Origin of the sequence: Providencia burhodogranariea DSM 19968, assembly GCF_000314855.2 — a bacterium.
Lineage (GTDB): Bacteria > Pseudomonadota > Gammaproteobacteria > Enterobacterales > Enterobacteriaceae > Providencia > Providencia burhodogranariea.
This window is the reverse complement of sequence record NZ_KB233222.1, coordinates 824,324-843,330: the sequence shown is the minus strand read 5'-3', so window position 1 is coordinate 843,330 and position 19,007 is coordinate 824,324. Positions and strand designations below refer to the sequence as shown.

Sequence of the window (19,007 nt, the reverse complement as noted above, 5' to 3'; positions counted from 1 at the left end):
TTAATAAAAAAAATGAGAAGTGGGTATTTGTCTTTCAAGCGATGTATAATACCGGAAAAATGTCTTTATGTGTCCGTATGCCTTAGTTTTATTACGTAAGAGCAACAAAAAACGTTTTTTGGCCACTATATACAAAATAATTTGAACAGCATGTAGGCAATCAATAAACATATCGTTAAACAATATAGGTTCACTATGTGACTTATCGATTTGAATACAGTCAACATCAATGCCACTTGAATGTTCGAAATACAACTCATGCCATGTAATCAAATGTATGACGATTATAAACGACTAAGCCACGGACACTTCTTCAAGGAACAGGAGCTCCACTCATGAATGATACTTCAACCCAAGCATATCAAAACGTCGATAAGCAGGAAATTGAGAAATTTGAAGCTATTGCTTCTCGCTGGTGGGATTTGGAAGGTGAGTTTGCACCGCTTCACCGCATAAACCCTCTTCGTCTTAACTATATCATGCAACGTGCAGATGGTTTATTCGGTAAAAAAATATTGGATGTTGGCTGTGGTGGTGGAATTTTATCCGAAAGTATGGCTCGCGAAGGAGCAAATGTAACAGGACTTGATATGGGTGCAGACCCGTTAATGGTTGCTCGTTTACATTCATTAGAATCAGGAATTCCCGTTGAATATGTTCAAGAAACCGTTGAACAGCATGCTGATAAATATCCACAGACTTATGATATTGTTACCTGCATGGAAATGTTAGAGCATGTACCGGACCCACAATCAGTCGTTCGTGCTTGTGCTAAATTAGTTAAGCCGGGTGGACATGTCATTTTCTCAACTATCAATCGTAATAAAAAAGCATGGTTAATGGCTGTCGTTGGTGCTGAATATATTATGAAAATGGTTCCTAAAGGTACCCATGATGTAAACAAATTTATTCGCCCATCAGAATTAATTAGCTGGGTTGATGGAACTAAATTAAAAGACAAACATATCATTGGCTTACATTACAATCCCCTTAAAGATAAATTCTATTTAGGCCCAAATGTAGATGTTAATTATATGCTCCATACAATCAGCGAATAAATAGCAAGCGTTACGTTTAAGAAATCAGCAATCGATCTACTTTTACAAAATTAATTTTAATCGCCATGTCGCCAGCTACGATTTATAGAATGCCTTTTATGATGCAGCTTACCGACATGGTTGTTTTTTTTATCCCTACAGTTATCCACAGAAGACTCAGATTTGTACACTTGCTAAAAGTGCACATTAACATTATCTTGTTATAGCAAAATCAATAAACCACTACATATAGTATGTAATTCAAAACTAACACTACAATTCTCATGGAGTTAATCTATGAGTTTTTTGCGTTAGTAATATACAATTATGTAATTCAACCAAGGTATACTTGCTCATGAACCAGAGTCTGTTAGTCACAAAACGTGATGGACATAAAGAACGTATTGATCTCGATAAAATCCACAAGGTAATAACCTGGGCCGCAGAAGGTCTGAGTAACGTATCTGTTTCACAGGTGGAGTTACGTTCACAGATTCAGTTTTATGATGGGATCCGAACTTCTGATATTCATGAAACGATGGTCAAAGCAGCCGCTGATCTAATCACTGGTGAAACTCCTGATTATCAGTATCTCGCGGCACGCCTCGCGATATTTAATCTGCGCAAAAAAGCCTATGGCCAATTTGAGCCGCCAACGCTGCTAAAACATGTCACACGCCTTGTTGAAATGGGCAAATATGATAAGCATTTGCTGGAAGACTACTCCCAAGAAGAGTTCGAGCAAATGGATGGCTTTATTGACCATTGGCGTGATATGAATTTCTCCTATGCTGCCGTCAAGCAACTTGAAGGTAAGTATTTGGTACAAAACCGTGTCACCGGTGAAATTTATGAAAGTGCACAGTTTCTATATATTTTAGTTGCGGCATGCTTATTCTCTGATTATCCAAAAGAGACACGCCTTGACTATATTCGTCGTTTCTATGATGCGACTTCAACCTTTAAAATTTCGCTACCAACCCCAATTATGGCGGGTGTACGTACGCCTACCCGCCAATTCAGTTCTTGTGTGCTGATTGAGTGTGGCGATAGTTTGGACTCCATTAATGCAACCTCAAGCGCTATTGTTAAATATGTCTCTCAACGTGCCGGTATTGGTATAAATGCTGGTCAAATTCGTGCATTAGGTAGTCCAATACGTGGTGGTGAAGCATTCCATACGGGTTGTATTCCTTTCTATAAGCATTTCCAAACTGCCGTGAAGTCTTGCTCACAAGGCGGTGTCCGTGGTGGTGCAGCAACTCTGTTCTACCCGTTGTGGCACTTGGAAGTTGAAAGTTTATTAGTCCTGAAAAACAACCGTGGTGTCGAAGGTAACCGTGTTCGTCATATGGATTATGGCGTACAACTCAATAAATTAATGTATGAACGCCTGATCAAAAACCAAGATATCACGCTGTTCAGCCCATCCGATGTTCCGGGTCTATATGAAGCTTTCTTCGCAGATCAAAACGAATTCGAACGTCTGTATGTGATGTATGAACAAGATGAAAAAGTTCGTAAATCGAGCATTAAAGCGGTTGAGCTATTTTCATTAATGATGCAAGAGCGTGCTTCAACTGGCCGTATCTATATCCAGAACGTTGATCACTGTAATACTCACAGCCCATTCGATCCTCAAGTTGCGCCGGTGCGCCAATCGAATCTGTGTTTAGAAATTGCCTTACCAACTAAACCATTGAACAATATCAATGATGAAGAAGGCGAAATCGCACTTTGTACACTGTCTGCTTTTAACTTAGGGGCAATTGACAACCTTGATGAATTAGAAGAGTTAGCCGCGCTTGCCGTTCGTGCACTTGATGCACTGCTTGACTATCAAGATTATCCGATTGCAGCAGCACGAAAAGGTGCGATGGGACGTCGTACTCTTGGTGTTGGTGTGATTAACTTCGCTTATTATCTAGCGAAGCATGGCGTACGCTATTCCGATGGCAGCGCTAACAACATAACGCATAAAACTTTTGAAGCGATTCAATATTATCTGTTGAAGGCCTCTAATGAATTAGCAAAAGAACAAGGCGCTTGCCCTTGGTTCAATGAAACAACTTATTCAAAAGGTGTTTTACCGATTGATACCTATAAAAAAGAGTTGGATAAATTAACCAATGAGCCATTGCATTATGATTGGGAAACACTGCGCAAAGATATCCAACAATATGGCTTGCGTAACTCAACGCTATCTGCATTGATGCCTTCTGAGACATCATCACAGATTTCAAATGCAACTAATGGTATTGAACCACCGCGTGGATATGTCAGCATTAAAGCATCGAAAGATGGCATTTTACGTCAAGTTGTTCCAGATTATGAGAATCTGAAAGAAGCATACGAATTGTTATGGCAAATGCCTTCAAACAACGGCTATTTACAATTAGTCGGTATTATGCAGAAGTTTATTGACCAATCTATCTCTGCGAACACCAACTATGATCCGACCCGTTTCACAACTGGCAAAGTGCCAATGAATCAATTACTGAAAGATTTATTGCTCGCCTATAAGTTTGGTGTGAAAACACTTTACTACCATAACACCCGCGATGGCGCGGAAGATGTTCAAGGTGATTTAGAAGAGGTTGTTGAGTCAGCTGATTCCGATTGTGAAGGCGGCGCGTGTAAAATTTAATAGGAATTGCAATGTCACATACTTATACCACCTTCTCACAGAAGAAAAATGACCAATTACTGGAGCCGATGTTTTTCGGTCAACCAGTCAACGTTGCTCGTTTCGACCAGCAAAAGTATCCAATTTTCGAAAAATTAATCGAAAAGCAACTTTCATTTTTCTGGCGTCCAGAGGAAATTGACGTTTCTCGTGACCGCATTGACTACAATGCACTGCCTGATCATGAGAAGCACATTTTTATCAGTAACCTGAAATACCAAACGCTGCTTGACTCTATTCAGGGTCGCAGCCCTAACGTGGCCTTATTGCCACTGATCTCAATCCCAGAATTAGAAACATGGATTGAAACTTGGGCATTCTCAGAGACAATTCATTCACGTTCTTACACACATATTATCCGTAATATCGTGAATGACCCGGCGCTTATTTTTGATGATATTGTCGAAAATGAAGAGATCCTTAAACGTGCACGTGATATATCAGCTTACTATGATAAGCTGATTGAAATGACTAGCTATTACCATATGTTTGGTGAAGGTACTCATACCTGCAATGGTAAACAAGTGACAGTATCACTGCGTGAATTGAAGAAGCAATTATACCTATGCCTGATGAGTGTAAATGCCTTAGAAGCCATTCGTTTCTATGTTAGCTTCGCATGTTCATTTGCTTTTGCCGAACGCGAACTGATGGAAGGTAATGCCAAAATCATCAAAATGATTGCTCGTGATGAAGCTTTGCATTTAACTGGCACTCAGCATATGTTAAATCTGTTACGTTCAGGTCAAGATGACCCAGAAATGGCAGAGATCGCCGCAGAATGTGAAGACGAATGCTATAAACTGTTTGTAGATGCCGCAGAACAAGAAAAAGAGTGGGCAGAATATCTGTTCAGCGAAGGCTCTATGATTGGTTTGAACAAAGATATTCTGTGCCAATATGTGGAATATATCACCAATATCCGCATGCAAGCGGTTGGATTAAAACTGCCATTTAAAGGCCGTTCAAATCCAATTCCTTGGATTAATGCATGGTTAGTCTCTGATAACGTTCAAGTCGCGCCACAAGAAGTTGAAGTCAGTTCTTATCTGGTCGGTCAGATTGACTCAGAGGTCAATACTGATGACTTGAGCGACTTTGAACTCTAATTATGGCAAGCCATAAAGTTACCCTGCGACTTTCGCAGGGTATTCAAGTCCCCTTCCATTCAGAGCTTCATTCTTGTTTACTTGAAGCGCTTGAGGATAGCCGTATCCCGGCAGAATATCAGTGCCGTGAAGGTTACTGTGGTTCATGCCGTGTAACGCTGCTTAAAGGAAAAGTTGGGTATAAACAGCACCCTCTTGCATTTATTCAACAAGGCGAAATATTACCTTGCTGCTGCCATCCACTGTCAGATATTGAAATCGCTTAAAGCTCTACTTTGAATGTAATAATGCGACTGCACAACTCTTTGTACAGTCGTTTTTTTATTCACTACTCATTATATTTAAAGATAACCATACATTGCCGCAAATACCCAACCAAATACACATGATACGCCGACACCAATCAAACCCGGTAAAATAAAACTATGGTTGATCACATATTTACCGATACGTGTAGTACCTGAACGGTCAAATTGAATTGCTGCAAGGTCACTAGGATAAGTCGGTAAAATATAGTAACCGTAACAAGCTGGTGCAGATGCAATAATATAAGCAGGATCAACACCAATGCCCAACGCAATAGGTACTACTGCTGCCAATGCAGCTGCTTGTGAGTTAACAAATTTAGAAACGAGCAATAAAATAACCGCATAAGCCCACGGAAAATCTTTGACTAATGCGCCAAGTGTCCCTTTGATTTCATCCATATGTGCGCCAAACATGGTTTCGGCCATCCACGCGATCCCATATACAGCAACAATTGCTATCATTCCTGAACGGAAAACTTCGTTTTTAGAAATTTGTCCCGGATTGGTTTTACAAATAATGATAATTAGTGCACCTGCTAGCAGCATGAACATTTGTATAACAAGCACCATAGATAATGGTTTACCATTAACTAATGGTCTAAGTTCAGATACAGCACCCAATATAGCAACGACAGCAATAGAAGCCAAAAAGATCCACATTGCTACCCAGTTCATTTTTGGTAATTTTTTATCTAGCAGAGTGACACTTTCACCATAAACATATTCGTGATTTTCTGGAACTGAGATGAACTCTTGAAATACAGGATCTTTATCGAGATCTTTTCCTCTAAACCAGCTGAAGATACCTATTGCCAATATCCCAAGTAAAGTAGATGGAATAGTAATGGCCAATAAGTCTAAAAACTCTAGAGATTGACCATTAATAGTGACACCATTAAGCATGGCGACCAATGACACTACGGCAACAGAAACTGGGCTGGCGATAATCCCCATTTGAGCACCAATACTACTGGCAGCCATTGGCCTCTCAGGGCGAATATTATTCTTGATTGCTGCGTCATAGATGATTGGTAGAATTGTATATACAACGTGTCCAGTCCCACACAGCATAGTCAGAATACAGGTTACAAATGGTGCTACGATAGAAATATACTTTGGATTTTTTCGTAATAGACGCTCTGCGATTTGCAACATTACATCTAAACCACCTGATGCTTGTAATGTCGCTGAAGCGGCAACAACAGCGATAATTACCAGCATAACATCAACAGGCGGTTTTCCTGGAGGTAACCCAAATCCGAAGACAAGAATCACTAGTCCCACACCACCCAATAGCCCTAATGCCATCCCTCCTTTTTTTGCTCCATAGAACAAGCAAACGAGAATAATGGCAAGTTGAATCAGAAAGTCCATAAGTTCACCCCATAATTAATGTTTCCATACATTATCGGGATGATAGATTGACACCTTTTTGATTTATATTAATTGATGAAAGAATTTAATATTATTTTTTAATCTGGATTTTCTGGCTCATCACATAATTTATTTTAAGTTACTGACATACTGCTCAGTTAAAAAACAAAAAACCTAAAAATCAATTAATTACATTATATTATTTAACATTGTACTTCATAGCTATTCACCTTTAACCATCTAATTACTTAACATAAATTGATAAGATTAAAATATCAATCTGTACTTATTTTGATCGCCCTATTAGTTAAAAAAATAACAGCGTAAACCTTTAATTACACCTGTTGTAATTAGGATTTGACACAAAAACGGCAATCGAATAATCTGCACAACCTATTAATCTATGACTTTTAATCAGAGGAACTTGTGAAAAATCGCACACTAGGTAGCGTTTTAATCGTTGCAGGAACAACAATAGGTGCAGGGATGCTGGCAATGCCACTGGCCGCTGCGGGTGTAGGTTTCACAGGTATTGCTTGTTTACTTGTCGGCTTGTGGATATTAATGAGCTATACCTCATTATTACTAGTTGAAGTATATCAACATAATCCACCTAATATGGGTTTGGGAACGGTTGCGAAAAAATATCTTGGCCCAATAGGTCAAGTAGTAACAGGTTTGAGCATGCTCTTGCTCATGTATGCCCTAACTACCGCTTATATTGGTGGTGCTGGTGTATTAATTTCCGCTAGCCTTTCATCTTGGTGGGAGATTCATCTACCAACCGAAGCTGCCATCATCTTATTCACGTTAATTGGTGGTTTTGTTGTCTGTATCGGAACGCATTCCGTTGATTTTATTAACCGCCTATTATTTACTGCTAAAACAATTTTTTTGGTAATAATGCTTGCCTTCATGCTACCTCATGCAGAGGCCGTGAATTTAAGTAGCATGCCTATTGAGAAAGGGTTAGTACTCGCCGCTGTTCCTGTGATATTCACTTCATTCGGGTTCCACGGAAGCGTGCCAAGTTTAGTGAGCTATATGAATGGCGATGTGAAAAAGCTTCGCTTTATCTTCATTTTAGGGAGTTCTATCCCACTTGTAGCCTATATTTTATGGCAAATTGCGACGTTAGGTTCAATCCCATCCAGTACGTTTTTAGGTATTCTGGCGCAAGAATCAGGATTGAATGGCTTACTCACAGCGATCCGTGATGTTGTTGCCACCCCTCGTGTCAATATTACTGTTAGCTTATTTATGGATTTGGCATTAGCGACTTCATTTTTAGGAGTTGCACTTGGGTTATTCGACTATCTTGCTGATTTGTTTAAGCGTAGTAACCATGTAATAGGACGAGTACAAACTGGATTATTAACCTTTGTCCCACCACTACTAGCTGCGTTATTTTTTAGCAGCTTTGTGCAAGCTCTGACCTATGCGGCGGTTGCTCTGTCTGTTTTGGCTTTAATTATCCCAGCCTTGCTAGTCATGCGTGTAAGAGCGATTGAAAAACCAAAAGATAAGCAAAGTCATTACCAAGTAAAAGGCGGTTCAGCGGCTCTTAGTATTGTACTGCTATGTGGTGTAGCAGTGATTGTTATTCAATTTGCCATTGTGACGGGTTTCTTACCAAATGTAGGTGGTTAATTCGATTCATCTTGCCTGATTTTGATATAAAAAGACCCCCAATAATTGGTTATCCAGCTATTGGGGGTCACTGCACGCTGTACGGGTTTATTTATATCGTTCATACGTCTTAAGCTCTTTTAGCCGTATGATATAGATAAAATAATTAGAAGCTTAAACCAGCACCAACATAGAAACCATCTGCAACTTTATTATTTGGGTTGTTATGATTACCTTTGATATCAATAACACGGTAGCCTGCATCAACAGAAAGTGGCTTAAAGACAGTATAACGTGCGCCTACTTTCGCTTCAGTATAAGCGTTACTACCTGAAGTCAATGATTTAGGTGCGCCATAAGCTTCACCATAGATATTCAAAGAAGGCATTATTTGCCAGCCCAGACCAGCTCCCGCCGCTAATGCCATACCATCTTTGTTATCTTCAGGTGATAAATATAATGCTTTACCGCCTACATAAGCAGAAAGTGGACCTAACGGTAAACCAAATGTAGCACCTAAGCTCGTTGCTTGGCCATTATGGTCGCTACGCGCCCATGAGCCATCAAAAGCTAAACCTGAACCTTTTGTACCGATACCCGCATTCAATTCAGTATAATGCTTACCTGCACTTGCATTAACCGAAACGGCTTGTGCTGCACCAACAAACATCAGCGATGACGCTGCCGCAGCTAAAAATAATCCCTTACGCATATTATTACCCCCTAGAATAGAAATTTTAATATTAATACTACATTATCCGATGACAATTCTCAGTCGTTATTACTGTTTTTTACTTTCAATTAGCTAAAAACATCTACTTACATTATAAACGTGTATTTTTAATCATTTTTTATTAGTTATCACAGTAATTGGTGCTATGTATTAGTTATGCTTTAACCTATCAACTATAATTAAATAATAATAACAGTTTATGTATGAATGAATTCGATTAGTAATAGTTAAGTACTATTTTTAGTTTTATTGTTTTTAACTTACTGGAGTGTGTGATGACTGAAATGAAAAAGAAAGGCCTAACAACTGCGGCTGGCGCACCTGTTGTTGATAATAATAATGTTATGACTGCGGGCCCGAGAGGTCCAATGCTGTTACAAGATGTATGGTTTCTTGAAAAATTAGCCCACTTTGACCGTGAAGTTATTCCAGAGCGCCGTATGCATGCAAAAGGCTCAGGCGCTTTTGGTACGTTCACTGTTACCCACGATATTACGCGCTATACCCGAGCTAAAATGTTTGCATCTGTTGGCCAAAAAACAGATCTATTTGCCCGTTTTTCAACTGTTGCTGGTGAGCGCGGTGCAGCAGATGCGGAGCGTGATATTCGTGGCTTTGCTCTAAAATTTTATACCGAAGAGGGTAACTGGGATTTAGTAGGTAACAACACACCTGTGTTTTATTTGCGTGATCCATTGAAATTCCCAGACTTAAATCACGTAGTTAAGCGCTGCCCTTATAGTAATATGCGTTCAATGGCTTACAAGTGGGATTTCTTCTCGCATCTACCTGAGTCCCTCCATCAGCTAACTATTGATGTTAGTGACCGTGGATTACCACGTAGCTACCGTTTCATTCACGGGTTTGGTAGCCATACCTATAGCTTCATTAATAAAGATAATGAGCGTTTCTGGGTGAAATTCCATTTCCGTTGCCAACAAGGCATTGAGAACCTTATGGATGAAGAGGCAGAGGCAATTGTAGGTAAAGATCGTGAAAGTTCACAACGTGATTTATTTGATGCAATCAATAAAGGCGATTATCCGCGTTGGAATTTGCAAATTCAAATCATGCCAGAAAAAGAAGCATCTACTGTTCCTTACAATCCATTTGACCTTACTAAAGTTTGGCCTCATAAAGATTACCCACTAATTGATGTCGGTTATTTTGAGTTAAATCGTAACCCCGCCAATTATTTCTCTGATGTAGAGCAAGTTGCATTTAGCCCAGCAAACATTATCCCTGGTATTGGCTTCTCCCCAGATAAAATGCTACAAGGCCGCCTATTTTCTTATGGTGATGCTCATCGTTATCGTTTAGGTGTTAACCACCACCAAATACCAGTAAATGCACCACGTTGCCCATTCCACAACTACCATCGTGATGGTGCTATGCGTGTTGATGGTAATAGCGGCAATGGCGTCACTTATGAACCAAATAGCGCTGGTTTATTCCAAGAACAACCAAACTTCAGTGAGCCACCATTAACGATTGAAGGTGCAGCAGATCATTGGAATCATCGTGAAGATGAAGATTATTTCAGCCAGCCACGTGCCCTATATGAATTATTAGATTCAGCGGAACATGAGCGTATGTATAAACGCCTCGCTGGCGAGCTGATCGAAGCTTCAGAAGAGACTCAACTGCGTCAAATTGAATTGTTTAGAAAAGTACATCCAGAGTATGGTGCGGGTGTTGAAAAAGCACTCAACGCTCTTAAGTAATTAACTATAAGTGTAATCAGGCTCTAGCAATAGAGCCTGATTTTATGATGTGATTACGTGGCAATAAAATGGTTTACCTGCTCTGCGGTATTCAATTAAGCCTGTGCCAGTAAATCAATATCATTGTTATTTTTTACTAATTGGTTCCATTCTTTTTTTGTGATTTCCCATATATCACAATCCAACTCGCCTTCTATCAGATGTTTTTTGACCATATTAACTGGCCGCATTCTCATATTAATTAACATTTTTTTAGAGGCTTCATTCACCGTGGCTTTAAACACCCGTAATACTTTTTTATTTAGTGTGTTGAACCCAAAATCAGTCACAATAGCATTTGCCTCTGTCATATGTTCTTGGCCTTGTAATTCGGAAATTAGCCAAAACAACGATTATCATCATGCTTATTATTTAGGAAAATAAGACCTATTATCACTAATAGTTCTTTTTTTCGTCTACCTAATAGTCCAAAACTAAGCCATATCTTTATTTGCTGCGGGTAGCGCAATATTATTCACATAATGACAGGCTAGGTCATAGGGCAAGTCCATGGAAAGGTCGCGGCAAGGTCGCGTACAATTTTCCAACGAGGGAAGATTTTTTGTATTTGTAAAGCATCGGCTGAACATAGCGGTTTTAATAAAAGACGTGTTGTTTCAAGTTGTTTAGCCTTCATGATTTTCCTTTATTAATCAGATTTTGTTTGCTGTAGTACCCAATTCTTCACGTGCTGACGTGATACCTTGATGCTACTGCTTTTTAACTCATCCATTAATAAATAAAAATAAACAGGGTACTGGTAAGGCGTCAGTTTATTTTTCAACCAGCACGCAATATTATCTAACTCAAAACTATCAGTAATTTCAATTACAGCAACAGCCCTTTGACCGAATTCAACGTCATCAATTGGGATAATAAAACTTTGGCTAACAGATGGATGGGTATTAATTACAGCCTCAATATCTTCAGGCTGTACGCACTCTCCGCCGCTGATAAATAAATTATCTAACCGTCCAATAATCTGATATTCACCATCTATATAAATACCCTTATCATTAGTTTTGAACCAACCTTCTATTGTATTTAAAGGTTTAACTTCACCATCAAACCAATAGCCTATCGCTTGACTCTGTGATTGAATTTGAATTTCATCATCGACTATGCGCACACTCTTACCCATAAGTGGCTGCCCAACACCTTTTTTACCATCCGCGCGTTTCGCACAAACGGTGGAAGCCATCTCGGTCATGCCATAGCCGCTCCAGCAATCAATGCCTTTACTGGCAGCTAAATCTGTTAATGATGTTGGGATCATTGCACCACCAAGCAACACCTGTTTCAATGTCAATTCAAGAGGAACCGTTTGATTTAGTAGCCGCCATAATTGAGTCGGAACTAAAGAGGCGTGAGTAATTCCTTGTAGAGCCTGTGCCAAATCAGTCGATTTTATCGCCATTCCACCACCTCGCATTAGCCAGCGCCATAGAATGCCCTGCCCTGATACATGAAATAGCGGTAGAGAGAGTAACCAGCAATCATTTTTTTTATAATCCATAGCTTGCAATACTCCATTTGCACTATCAAGGTGAGCAAGCATTGAATGTATTGCAGCTTTAGGCAGCCCTGTCGAACCTGATGTGAGGATCAGTGTTGCAGGCTGATGTATCAAATCACAAAAATCGGGAAGATTATTAACTTGAACATCTTTAACAATAAATGATTCAGTGATATCTAACACTGGAAAATTGAGTGGTGACTCTGGGCTAGCATCAAAATCGATAGCAAAATCGATATTCAGGTGAGGGAGTAATTCAGCAAGCAATAACGTTGGTAATCGAGGATTCAACGGTAAAACTCTTGCACCACAGCGTAATATTGCTAGCTGACATAATACAAAATCAGTACTATTTTTTCCCCGCAAGACTACGATCTGATTTTTTCCTAGTCCTTGGTTGTGCAAGTGGCTAGCCAGTTCAGTGATCCGCTGGCTAAGCTGCTTCCACGTCAATGATTCAGTATCAGTAATGAGTGCAACAGAATGAGGTTGATGACTGGCCCAATGTTGCCAAGGCCAGTTTTGAAAAGAAATCAACTCTGCCATTCGATAGTCAATTCATCAAGTTGTATAACAGGAAGTTGGCTTTCAGGCCAAGTTCGCACGAGCTGTGACTGGATTAAATCTAAAGTATCCAAACCTGGAATAGTACTTGGCGTTAACCAATGTGCAATTCTCGCAAGTTGGGATAATCCAAAGCTAGTCTCAATGGATGAACTGATAACTGCTTGTAAACCATTGCGATTAGCTTCCTCAACCAGAGAACGGCAATATACGAGGCTACCTGTTAACGTTGGTTTGATTACAATCGCGGTAACGCCTTGCTGTGGCTCGACTTTAAAACCTGGCTCACGAACGCTTTCATCCCAAGCGATAGCAATACCGGTATCAGCAGCATATTGCAGGGATTCTTCACGGGTTTTGCACGGTTCTTCCAGAAAATCGATACGGTTACGGTAATCAGGATTAACATATTTCGCAAAGCCATCTGCTTTCGCTCGTGTCCAGCTACGATTAGCATCAAGGCGTAATTTCAGGTCAGGTACAGCTTCAAGTAATAAATTGACAACCATCCCATCGCGTACTGCCTCATATAGCCCGACTTTTACTTTCGCAATTTTGTCACCGTCCATTGCATCAAGACGCAAAATCAAGTCATCAGGATCACCGCTACATAATGGAGCCTTGCGATAGTCAGCTTGTTTAGGGAGTTCACCTGTTAGCTCTGCTAGTGCACAACTACAACCAAAAGCAACTGAAGGTAATAAACTGTCCGTTAATGGCTGACCGCTCACCCACTCTGCTAACCTTTTTTTGGCTTCCTCAGCGGCTTCAATCACCGTTTCTTGGCTAAATTCGGGAAGAGGTGAGATCTCCCCCCACCCTTCGTTATCCCCATCTTGTAGCTGTACCAGCAACCCATCACGAGTTTTCAGGCGCTGGTAACGCAGGATAACGCCTGCCTCCATCGGCAGGCTAAACGCGTAAAGTGTTGCTTTACGCATTATGGGTTACGCTTATATTTAGAGAAATCAGGCGCACGTTTTTCGTTAAATGCGTTACGCCCTTCTTGGCCTTCCTCAGTCATGTAGAACAACATGGTTGCGTTACCTGCAAGTTCTTGCAATCCTGCTTGACCATCACAGTCCGCGTTCAGTGCTGCTTTCAAACAACGCAATGCCATAGGGCTGTTTTCAAGCATTTCGCGACACCAACGAATTGTTTCTTTTTCTAAATCAGCATAAGGAACAACTGTATTCACTAACCCCATATCTAATGCTTCTTTCGCATCGTATTGACGGCATAAGAACCAAATTTCACGCGCTTTCTTCTGACCAACGATACGAGCCATATAAGATGCACCCCAGCCGCCATCAAATGAACCGACTTTAGGGCCCGTTTGACCAAATACCGCGTTTTCAGCGGCAATGGTCAAGTCACACATCATATGTAGAACATGACCACCACCAATAGCAAAACCAGCAACCATCGCAACAACAGGTTTTGGGCAAGTACGAATTTGACGTTGGAAATCAAGGACATTAAGGTGATGAGTACCACCTTCATCGCGATAACCGCCGTAGTCACCACGAATTTTTTGGTCACCACCTGCGCAAAAAGCTTTTTCACCTTGACCAGTTAAAATAATAGTACCGATTGTATCGTCATAGCGAGCATCTGACATCGCTTGGATCATTTCTTTCACCGTCTGTGGGCGAAATGCATTGCGCACTTGTGGGCGGTTAATCGTTATTTTTGCGATCCCTTCCGGTGATTTGTGATACAGAATATCGTCAAACCCTTCAGAGCAATCTTGCCATTCAATTGAGGCATAGAGTTTTTCTTCGCTAGGATAAATCATTCTCAAGTTCCTTTAACCACAGAGTGATAAAAAATGGTGAAGCGCAGTTGCATAGCCATGCGGATTTTCTCGATGAGCATTATGCCCTGCATTGTTAATTAGCGTAATCGGCAAAGTATATTGTTGCGAAACGCTTCGAAATTTTTGATCTTGCTCGCCACAAAAGTAGCGAAATGGCATCGTTAGCTGATAAAGTCGCTCCACCAGAAACGGTTGCTTGGATAACGAGGTATTTTCTAACATGTCAGCGACCGATTGCGGATTATTTTCTCGCCGTAATGCAATAAGTTGTTGGCGCTGATCTTTTGTTAAATCTGCAAAAACCGGTTGTTGGTACCAATCATTGAGCACTATTTCAATAGGTTCTAGTCGAAAACGCTGTGCCCAATAATGGTCATTAATATAACGCGCACTACGCTCTGAAGGGTTATTTAACCCGACATTACCGCCCTCAATCACAAGCCCCAATAAGCCATCAGGCTGATAGTAACAGGCTGTATGCATAGCAAGTCGTGCACCTAATGAGTAACCAATTAGATAATACTGATTAATATTATGGTGATGTAATAACTGAGCAAGCTGCTCATCAAAATTACTAAAACTCTGGCAACTCACCGAATTAGATTGCCCATGCCCCGGCAAATCAACACGTAATGAAGGAAAGCTTGGGCATAGTTCAACAATTGGTGACCATTCATCAGCACTACCTAGCAAGCCATGTAGCCAGACCAGCCATGGGCCTGTTTGACTCTCATTATCGCGATAGGCTGTTAGCATTAAAGATTACCGACTTCAGCAATGAGTTGTTTTAATGTTTTTGCACCTTCATCACTATCGACTATCAATTCGATGAGCAGAGTTCCATATTGATTATGCCAAAATTGCTCAATAGTCGTTTTCAATGATATCCAGTCTTGAGGTGCCGCATATTGCAAACCAAACATAAGTGCAGCATGTTCGAAATTAACATTTTGTGGCATACAGTAGTAATTTTTTCTCGCCTCTTCGGGCGTCGGTAACATTGAAAAGATTTGGCCACCATTATTATTCACGATAATCAAAATTGTTGGTGCTGAAGGTTCTCGCAATAAAATGAGGCTATTGAGGTCATAGAGTGCAGAAAGGTCACCCACAATGCCTAGTGTTGGTTTTATTGTTGCCCGTTGTACGCCGGCCATTGTTGAGATCAAACCATCAATTCCACTAGCACCGCGATTACTATAAACGGGGTAACCTACTGGAAGTTGAGCAAAAGCATCTATCAATCGAACTATTAAACTATTACCTACAAACAACTGACCTTTAGGAGGAAGTAATTGTGGCAATTGATGGGCAATCGCGGCTTCAGAAAATTGATTTTTCAATTTTGAACTAACATGTTTTTGCACGCGCTCAGATAGTGGAAGTAGTCCTTCACACCAAGTCCTACGAGGTTGTGCCGGATGGGCTTCTAACCACCCGCTAATTGAGCATGTTAATTTGCGCCCATAATGGTTTGCTGGGTCTAAACGTTCAGGAATAGTGTCAACTATCCAATATTCTTGTGGATTGCACTGTGTTTGCCATTGAAGTAATCGTTTTCCCGTTAAGCTGGAACCAAACTGCACGACTAACTCAGCTTCATTGAGCCACGCTTCAGCTTGCGAATGAGAGAGCCACAAATCAGCACATGGGTAAGGTTGTCCTGTTTGCGATAAGACATCGCTAATCAAGGGCCAGCCAAGCGCTTGTGCCCAATTAGCAACGCGCTCACCTTCTTGTTCATTCATCCTCCCCGCAACCACGACACCTTTTTTCTGTCGCCAAAAATACCAGTCAGAAATATGAGCGACAGTATTAGTCAATGGCTCACTCAACCAAGGTTGATTTGAGCGCCACCAGTCCCCTAGTTGCTGCTGCCATTCATACTCCCCTTCAGTTTCTCCATACAATGGCTCCGCAAATGGGCAATTAATATGAAAAGCACCGTGGTGAAGTTGATTCATACCATTATCAATCGCACTCACTAGCCATTTCGCAGAAATATCAGAGGTTGGTCTAGGTAACATTAAACTTTGTGATGGATGAGAAGCAAAAATATGGGCTTGGCGTATGGCTTGGTTAGCACCACAATCAATCAATTCTGGCGGCCTATCGGCTGTCAAAAAGATAACTTTTTCACCCGTTAAACCTGCTTCGATTAAAGCTGGATATAAATTAGCCACAGCAGTACCTGAAGTCACGATCACTCCCACAGGCTGCATGCTTGCTTTAGCTAGTCCTAATGCAAGATGACCAAGTCCGCGTTCATCAAAATGGGTATGGCAATGCAGCTTGCTATTACTCACCGCAGCAAGAGTTAGTGGCGTCGAGCGAGACCCAGGGGCAATACAAATATGCTTCATACCATGGCGAGTAAGTGCTTCTATAATAATTTCAGCCCAGCGCATATTAAAAACAGAATTCGACATAATGAGCCCAAGTTAGTTGTTTATTATCAGTTAGATATGTTTTCAAAAATGACCAATGATGAGTATCAACGATGATTACTGCTACCCATCAACATGTGCCATAAAATTGCGCTATAGTCGGCTAAAATATATTTTATTTTAAAAGGATTATTGCCTTAACGATGAAACCCTTTACCTAGGGGCTGTTGATCTTTACTGCTGATTTTTACCGCACCAATCGGTTTAAATAACAGCAATATAATCATATCACCTATTTAGGTGCCTAAAAAAACATCACCCAAAACCCTAAACCGTAAATGAAAAGCGCCCTTCGAGTTCAATTAAACGTGATTTTTCGCTGTGTTGAGCGGCTCTTACCTAGTTCACTAGGCGGCGAGCCGCTCGCCTTGCTTCTTTTTGTCTTAACTAAAGACGTGTAATTCGAATAAAAATTGACCTTCAAAGATAAACAGCTCCTAGACTAAATTATTTCATCCTTCACTCTATGTGATCTTGTAAGGTCTATAATCTCTAGTGTAATGAGATTGATATTATTTTCTTGATCTAGAGACAAATTTTAATGAACTAATTGAAAATAAAGAAAATAACCATTGGCAATATAGGGTTACTATCAGGGTTCAAGCAGTGATTTAAGTCCCGCTGCTTTATTTTCAATCTCTTCCCACTCTTGTTCAGGATCGGAATCACTCACAATACCTGCACCAGAAAATAGCGAAAGTTGCTGGTTCTCAATTTGCGCACAACGCAAGGAAACTGCAAATTCGCTTTTATTTAAGCTAACAAAACCACCAGTACCAGCATACCAGCGGCGAGAAAAAGGCTCATGCTCTGTTAAGAATTTTCGTGCGATGGAACGTGGTAGCCCACATACTGCGGCAGTAGGCTGTAAACGTTGTAAACAATCACTGTCGGATGGAGAAATAAGTGTAGCGACAATTGAGCGATAAAGATGTTGAATCTTACGCAAACGAATAACTTTAGCAGCAGAAACATCAATACCTGTTACAGCCCCTTGTAATTGTTGGCAAATATCATCCACTACGACTAAATTTTCATGTTGGTTTTTACGGTCTTCCATCAACCATTTCGCATTTTCAGCTGCAATCACATCATCGGGATGATTTGCTACCGTTCCCGCCAGCGCTTCTGAATTTAACTGAGCACCTTGGCGAAGATATAAACGCTCTGGTGTTGACGATAAGAAACCAGACTCTTTATTAAAAGCCATCATAAAATGGTAGCACTGGTGATTAACTTGCTGGCTTGCCGATAAAAATTCAGCCACAGACACAGGTTGTGACAGCGTGAGTTTAGTTTCTCGTGCCATTACCACTTTTTCCAGTTTTCCAGCTTTCATTTGTGCTATCGCTTCGATTAGAAGTGCACACCACTGTGGTTTCTCTGGAAAATGCTTATGACATATAATATGTGCATTCAAATAAAGTGGATTCGGCGGTGCAGGATTAAGCTGCTGTAGAAAATCTATAGCAGTGAGACGGTCTTGTTCACCTGCGATATTAAGGAAAACCGAGATCGAAGATCGCGAGCGGAAAACTTCTAACCGTGGCAGAAAATAAAAAGTTGCTTTTTGTTTTTCTGCCAGTGGAATATTTTCTCCCACAGCATTCCAGCCATTTAGCCCCCAAAGGCGCATATCCGGGTATTCAGCATGCTCAGATAAAAAATGCTCAGCGTCGAATATTGAGCTAAATTCAGCCGCCTTACCAATTGCACTGCATTCTTCTATTCCTGTTCGTTGGTACCAATAAAATTGCGGATAACAAGATTGTTCCGCCAGCCAAGTCAATCCAGGAAATGAAGATTGCGCATCTAAATGCCAATGTAGGCGAGTAAATTCTTGCTTGCCCAATACCAATGTCGACAATTGACGAAGAACTTCAGTTATTAAATTATTTATTTTTTTATCTATCACTTTAGATCCCTACAGCCCTACTGCCACACCCAGCAATTACTGCCAGTAATTATATAGTGCAATACAATTTATTAACATATTGATTATTTATGACAATAGGAGGAAAT

Annotated in this window: 16 protein-coding genes; 6 read left to right on the top strand and 10 right to left on the bottom strand. The window is 40.6% G+C overall.

Annotation, left to right across the window (positions count from 1 at the left end):
- The first annotated feature begins 335 nt into the window (after positions 1-335).
- The 4 genes from ubiG to yfaE all read left to right on the top strand — a co-directional run bounded on the left by ubiG (position 336) and on the right by yfaE (position 5,098).
- Positions 336-1,058: a bifunctional 2-polyprenyl-6-hydroxyphenol methylase/3-demethylubiquinol 3-O-methyltransferase UbiG gene (gene ubiG / locus OOA_RS03510; RefSeq protein ID WP_008910746.1), complete on the top strand. Its 723-nt coding sequence runs from the start codon at positions 336-338 to the stop codon at positions 1,056-1,058.
- A 334-nt stretch (positions 1,059-1,392) separates the two neighbouring features.
- Positions 1,393-3,684 carry a class 1a ribonucleoside-diphosphate reductase subunit alpha gene (gene nrdA, locus OOA_RS03505; RefSeq protein WP_008910745.1) on the top strand — a complete coding sequence of 764 codons (2,292 nt, stop codon included), beginning with the start codon at positions 1,393-1,395 and terminating at the stop codon, positions 3,682-3,684.
- Between the two features lie 11 nt (positions 3,685-3,695).
- Positions 3,696-4,832, top strand: coding sequence for a class Ia ribonucleoside-diphosphate reductase subunit beta (gene nrdB, locus OOA_RS03500; RefSeq protein ID WP_008910744.1), 1,137 nt, complete (start codon positions 3,696-3,698; stop codon positions 4,830-4,832).
- 2 nt (positions 4,833-4,834) lie between these two features.
- Positions 4,835-5,098, top strand: a complete 264-nt coding sequence (gene yfaE / locus OOA_RS03495; RefSeq protein ID WP_008910743.1) for a class I ribonucleotide reductase maintenance protein YfaE — start codon at positions 4,835-4,837, stop codon at positions 5,096-5,098.
- Between the two features lie 75 nt (positions 5,099-5,173).
- Here yfaE and OOA_RS03490 read toward each other — a convergent pair whose 3' ends face one another.
- Positions 5,174-6,514: an anaerobic C4-dicarboxylate transporter gene (locus OOA_RS03490; protein ID WP_008910742.1), complete on the bottom strand. Its 1,341-nt coding sequence runs from the start codon at positions 6,512-6,514 to the stop codon at positions 5,174-5,176.
- A gap of 486 nt (positions 6,515-7,000) precedes the next feature.
- Here OOA_RS03490 and tyrP point away from each other — a divergent pair, with 486 nt between their 5' ends.
- Entirely contained in the window at positions 7,001-8,164 is a 1,164-nt protein-coding gene (gene tyrP, locus OOA_RS03485) for a tyrosine transporter TyrP (RefSeq protein ID WP_419177158.1), read from the top strand.
- 145 nt (positions 8,165-8,309) lie between these two features.
- Here tyrP and OOA_RS03480 read toward each other — a convergent pair whose 3' ends face one another.
- Positions 8,310-8,855, bottom strand: coding sequence for a YfaZ family outer membrane protein (locus tag OOA_RS03480; protein ID WP_008910740.1), 546 nt, complete (start codon positions 8,853-8,855; stop codon positions 8,310-8,312).
- Between the two features lie 305 nt (positions 8,856-9,160).
- Between OOA_RS03480 and OOA_RS03475 the strand changes: the two genes are divergently transcribed.
- Positions 9,161-10,600, top strand: coding sequence for a catalase (locus OOA_RS03475; protein ID WP_008910739.1), 1,440 nt, complete (start codon positions 9,161-9,163; stop codon positions 10,598-10,600).
- A 95-nt stretch (positions 10,601-10,695) separates the two neighbouring features.
- On the opposite strand, the gene OOA_RS21205 is transcribed toward OOA_RS03475, so the two are convergent.
- From OOA_RS21205 to OOA_RS03440, 8 genes are all read right to left on the bottom strand, one after another.
- Positions 10,696-10,950: a GNAT family protein gene (locus tag OOA_RS21205; protein ID WP_336431257.1), complete on the bottom strand. Its 255-nt coding sequence runs from the start codon at positions 10,948-10,950 to the stop codon at positions 10,696-10,698.
- A gap of 179 nt (positions 10,951-11,129) precedes the next feature.
- The gene (locus tag OOA_RS21200) at positions 11,130-11,276 is read right to left on the bottom strand and encodes a hypothetical protein (protein WP_336431256.1); all 147 of its coding nucleotides are present in this window, start codon (positions 11,274-11,276) and stop codon (positions 11,130-11,132) included.
- 12 nt (positions 11,277-11,288) lie between these two features.
- Positions 11,289-12,701, bottom strand: coding sequence for an o-succinylbenzoate--CoA ligase (menE, locus tag OOA_RS03465; RefSeq protein WP_008910738.1), 1,413 nt, complete (start codon positions 12,699-12,701; stop codon positions 11,289-11,291).
- Positions 12,689-13,660 (bottom strand): o-succinylbenzoate synthase, encoded by a 972-nt coding sequence (gene menC, locus OOA_RS03460; RefSeq protein WP_008910737.1) that lies wholly within the window; start codon positions 13,658-13,660, stop codon positions 12,689-12,691. Before menC ends, menE begins: the two co-directional genes overlap by 13 nt.
- Positions 13,660-14,517, bottom strand: coding sequence for a 1,4-dihydroxy-2-naphthoyl-CoA synthase (gene menB / locus OOA_RS03455; protein WP_008910736.1), 858 nt, complete (start codon positions 14,515-14,517; stop codon positions 13,660-13,662). Before menB ends, menC begins: the two co-directional genes overlap by 1 nt.
- 12 nt (positions 14,518-14,529) lie before the next feature.
- Positions 14,530-15,294 (bottom strand): 2-succinyl-6-hydroxy-2,4-cyclohexadiene-1-carboxylate synthase, encoded by a 765-nt coding sequence (gene menH / locus OOA_RS03450; RefSeq protein WP_008910735.1) that lies wholly within the window; start codon positions 15,292-15,294, stop codon positions 14,530-14,532.
- Entirely contained in the window at positions 15,294-16,967 is a 1,674-nt protein-coding gene (gene menD / locus OOA_RS03445) for a 2-succinyl-5-enolpyruvyl-6-hydroxy-3-cyclohexene-1-carboxylic-acid synthase (protein WP_008910734.1), read from the bottom strand. Before menD ends, menH begins: the two co-directional genes overlap by 1 nt.
- A gap of 610 nt (positions 16,968-17,577) precedes the next feature.
- Positions 17,578-18,900 (bottom strand): isochorismate synthase, encoded by a 1,323-nt coding sequence (locus tag OOA_RS03440; protein WP_008910733.1) that lies wholly within the window; start codon positions 18,898-18,900, stop codon positions 17,578-17,580.
- Positions 18,901-19,007: the final 107 nt, after the last annotated feature.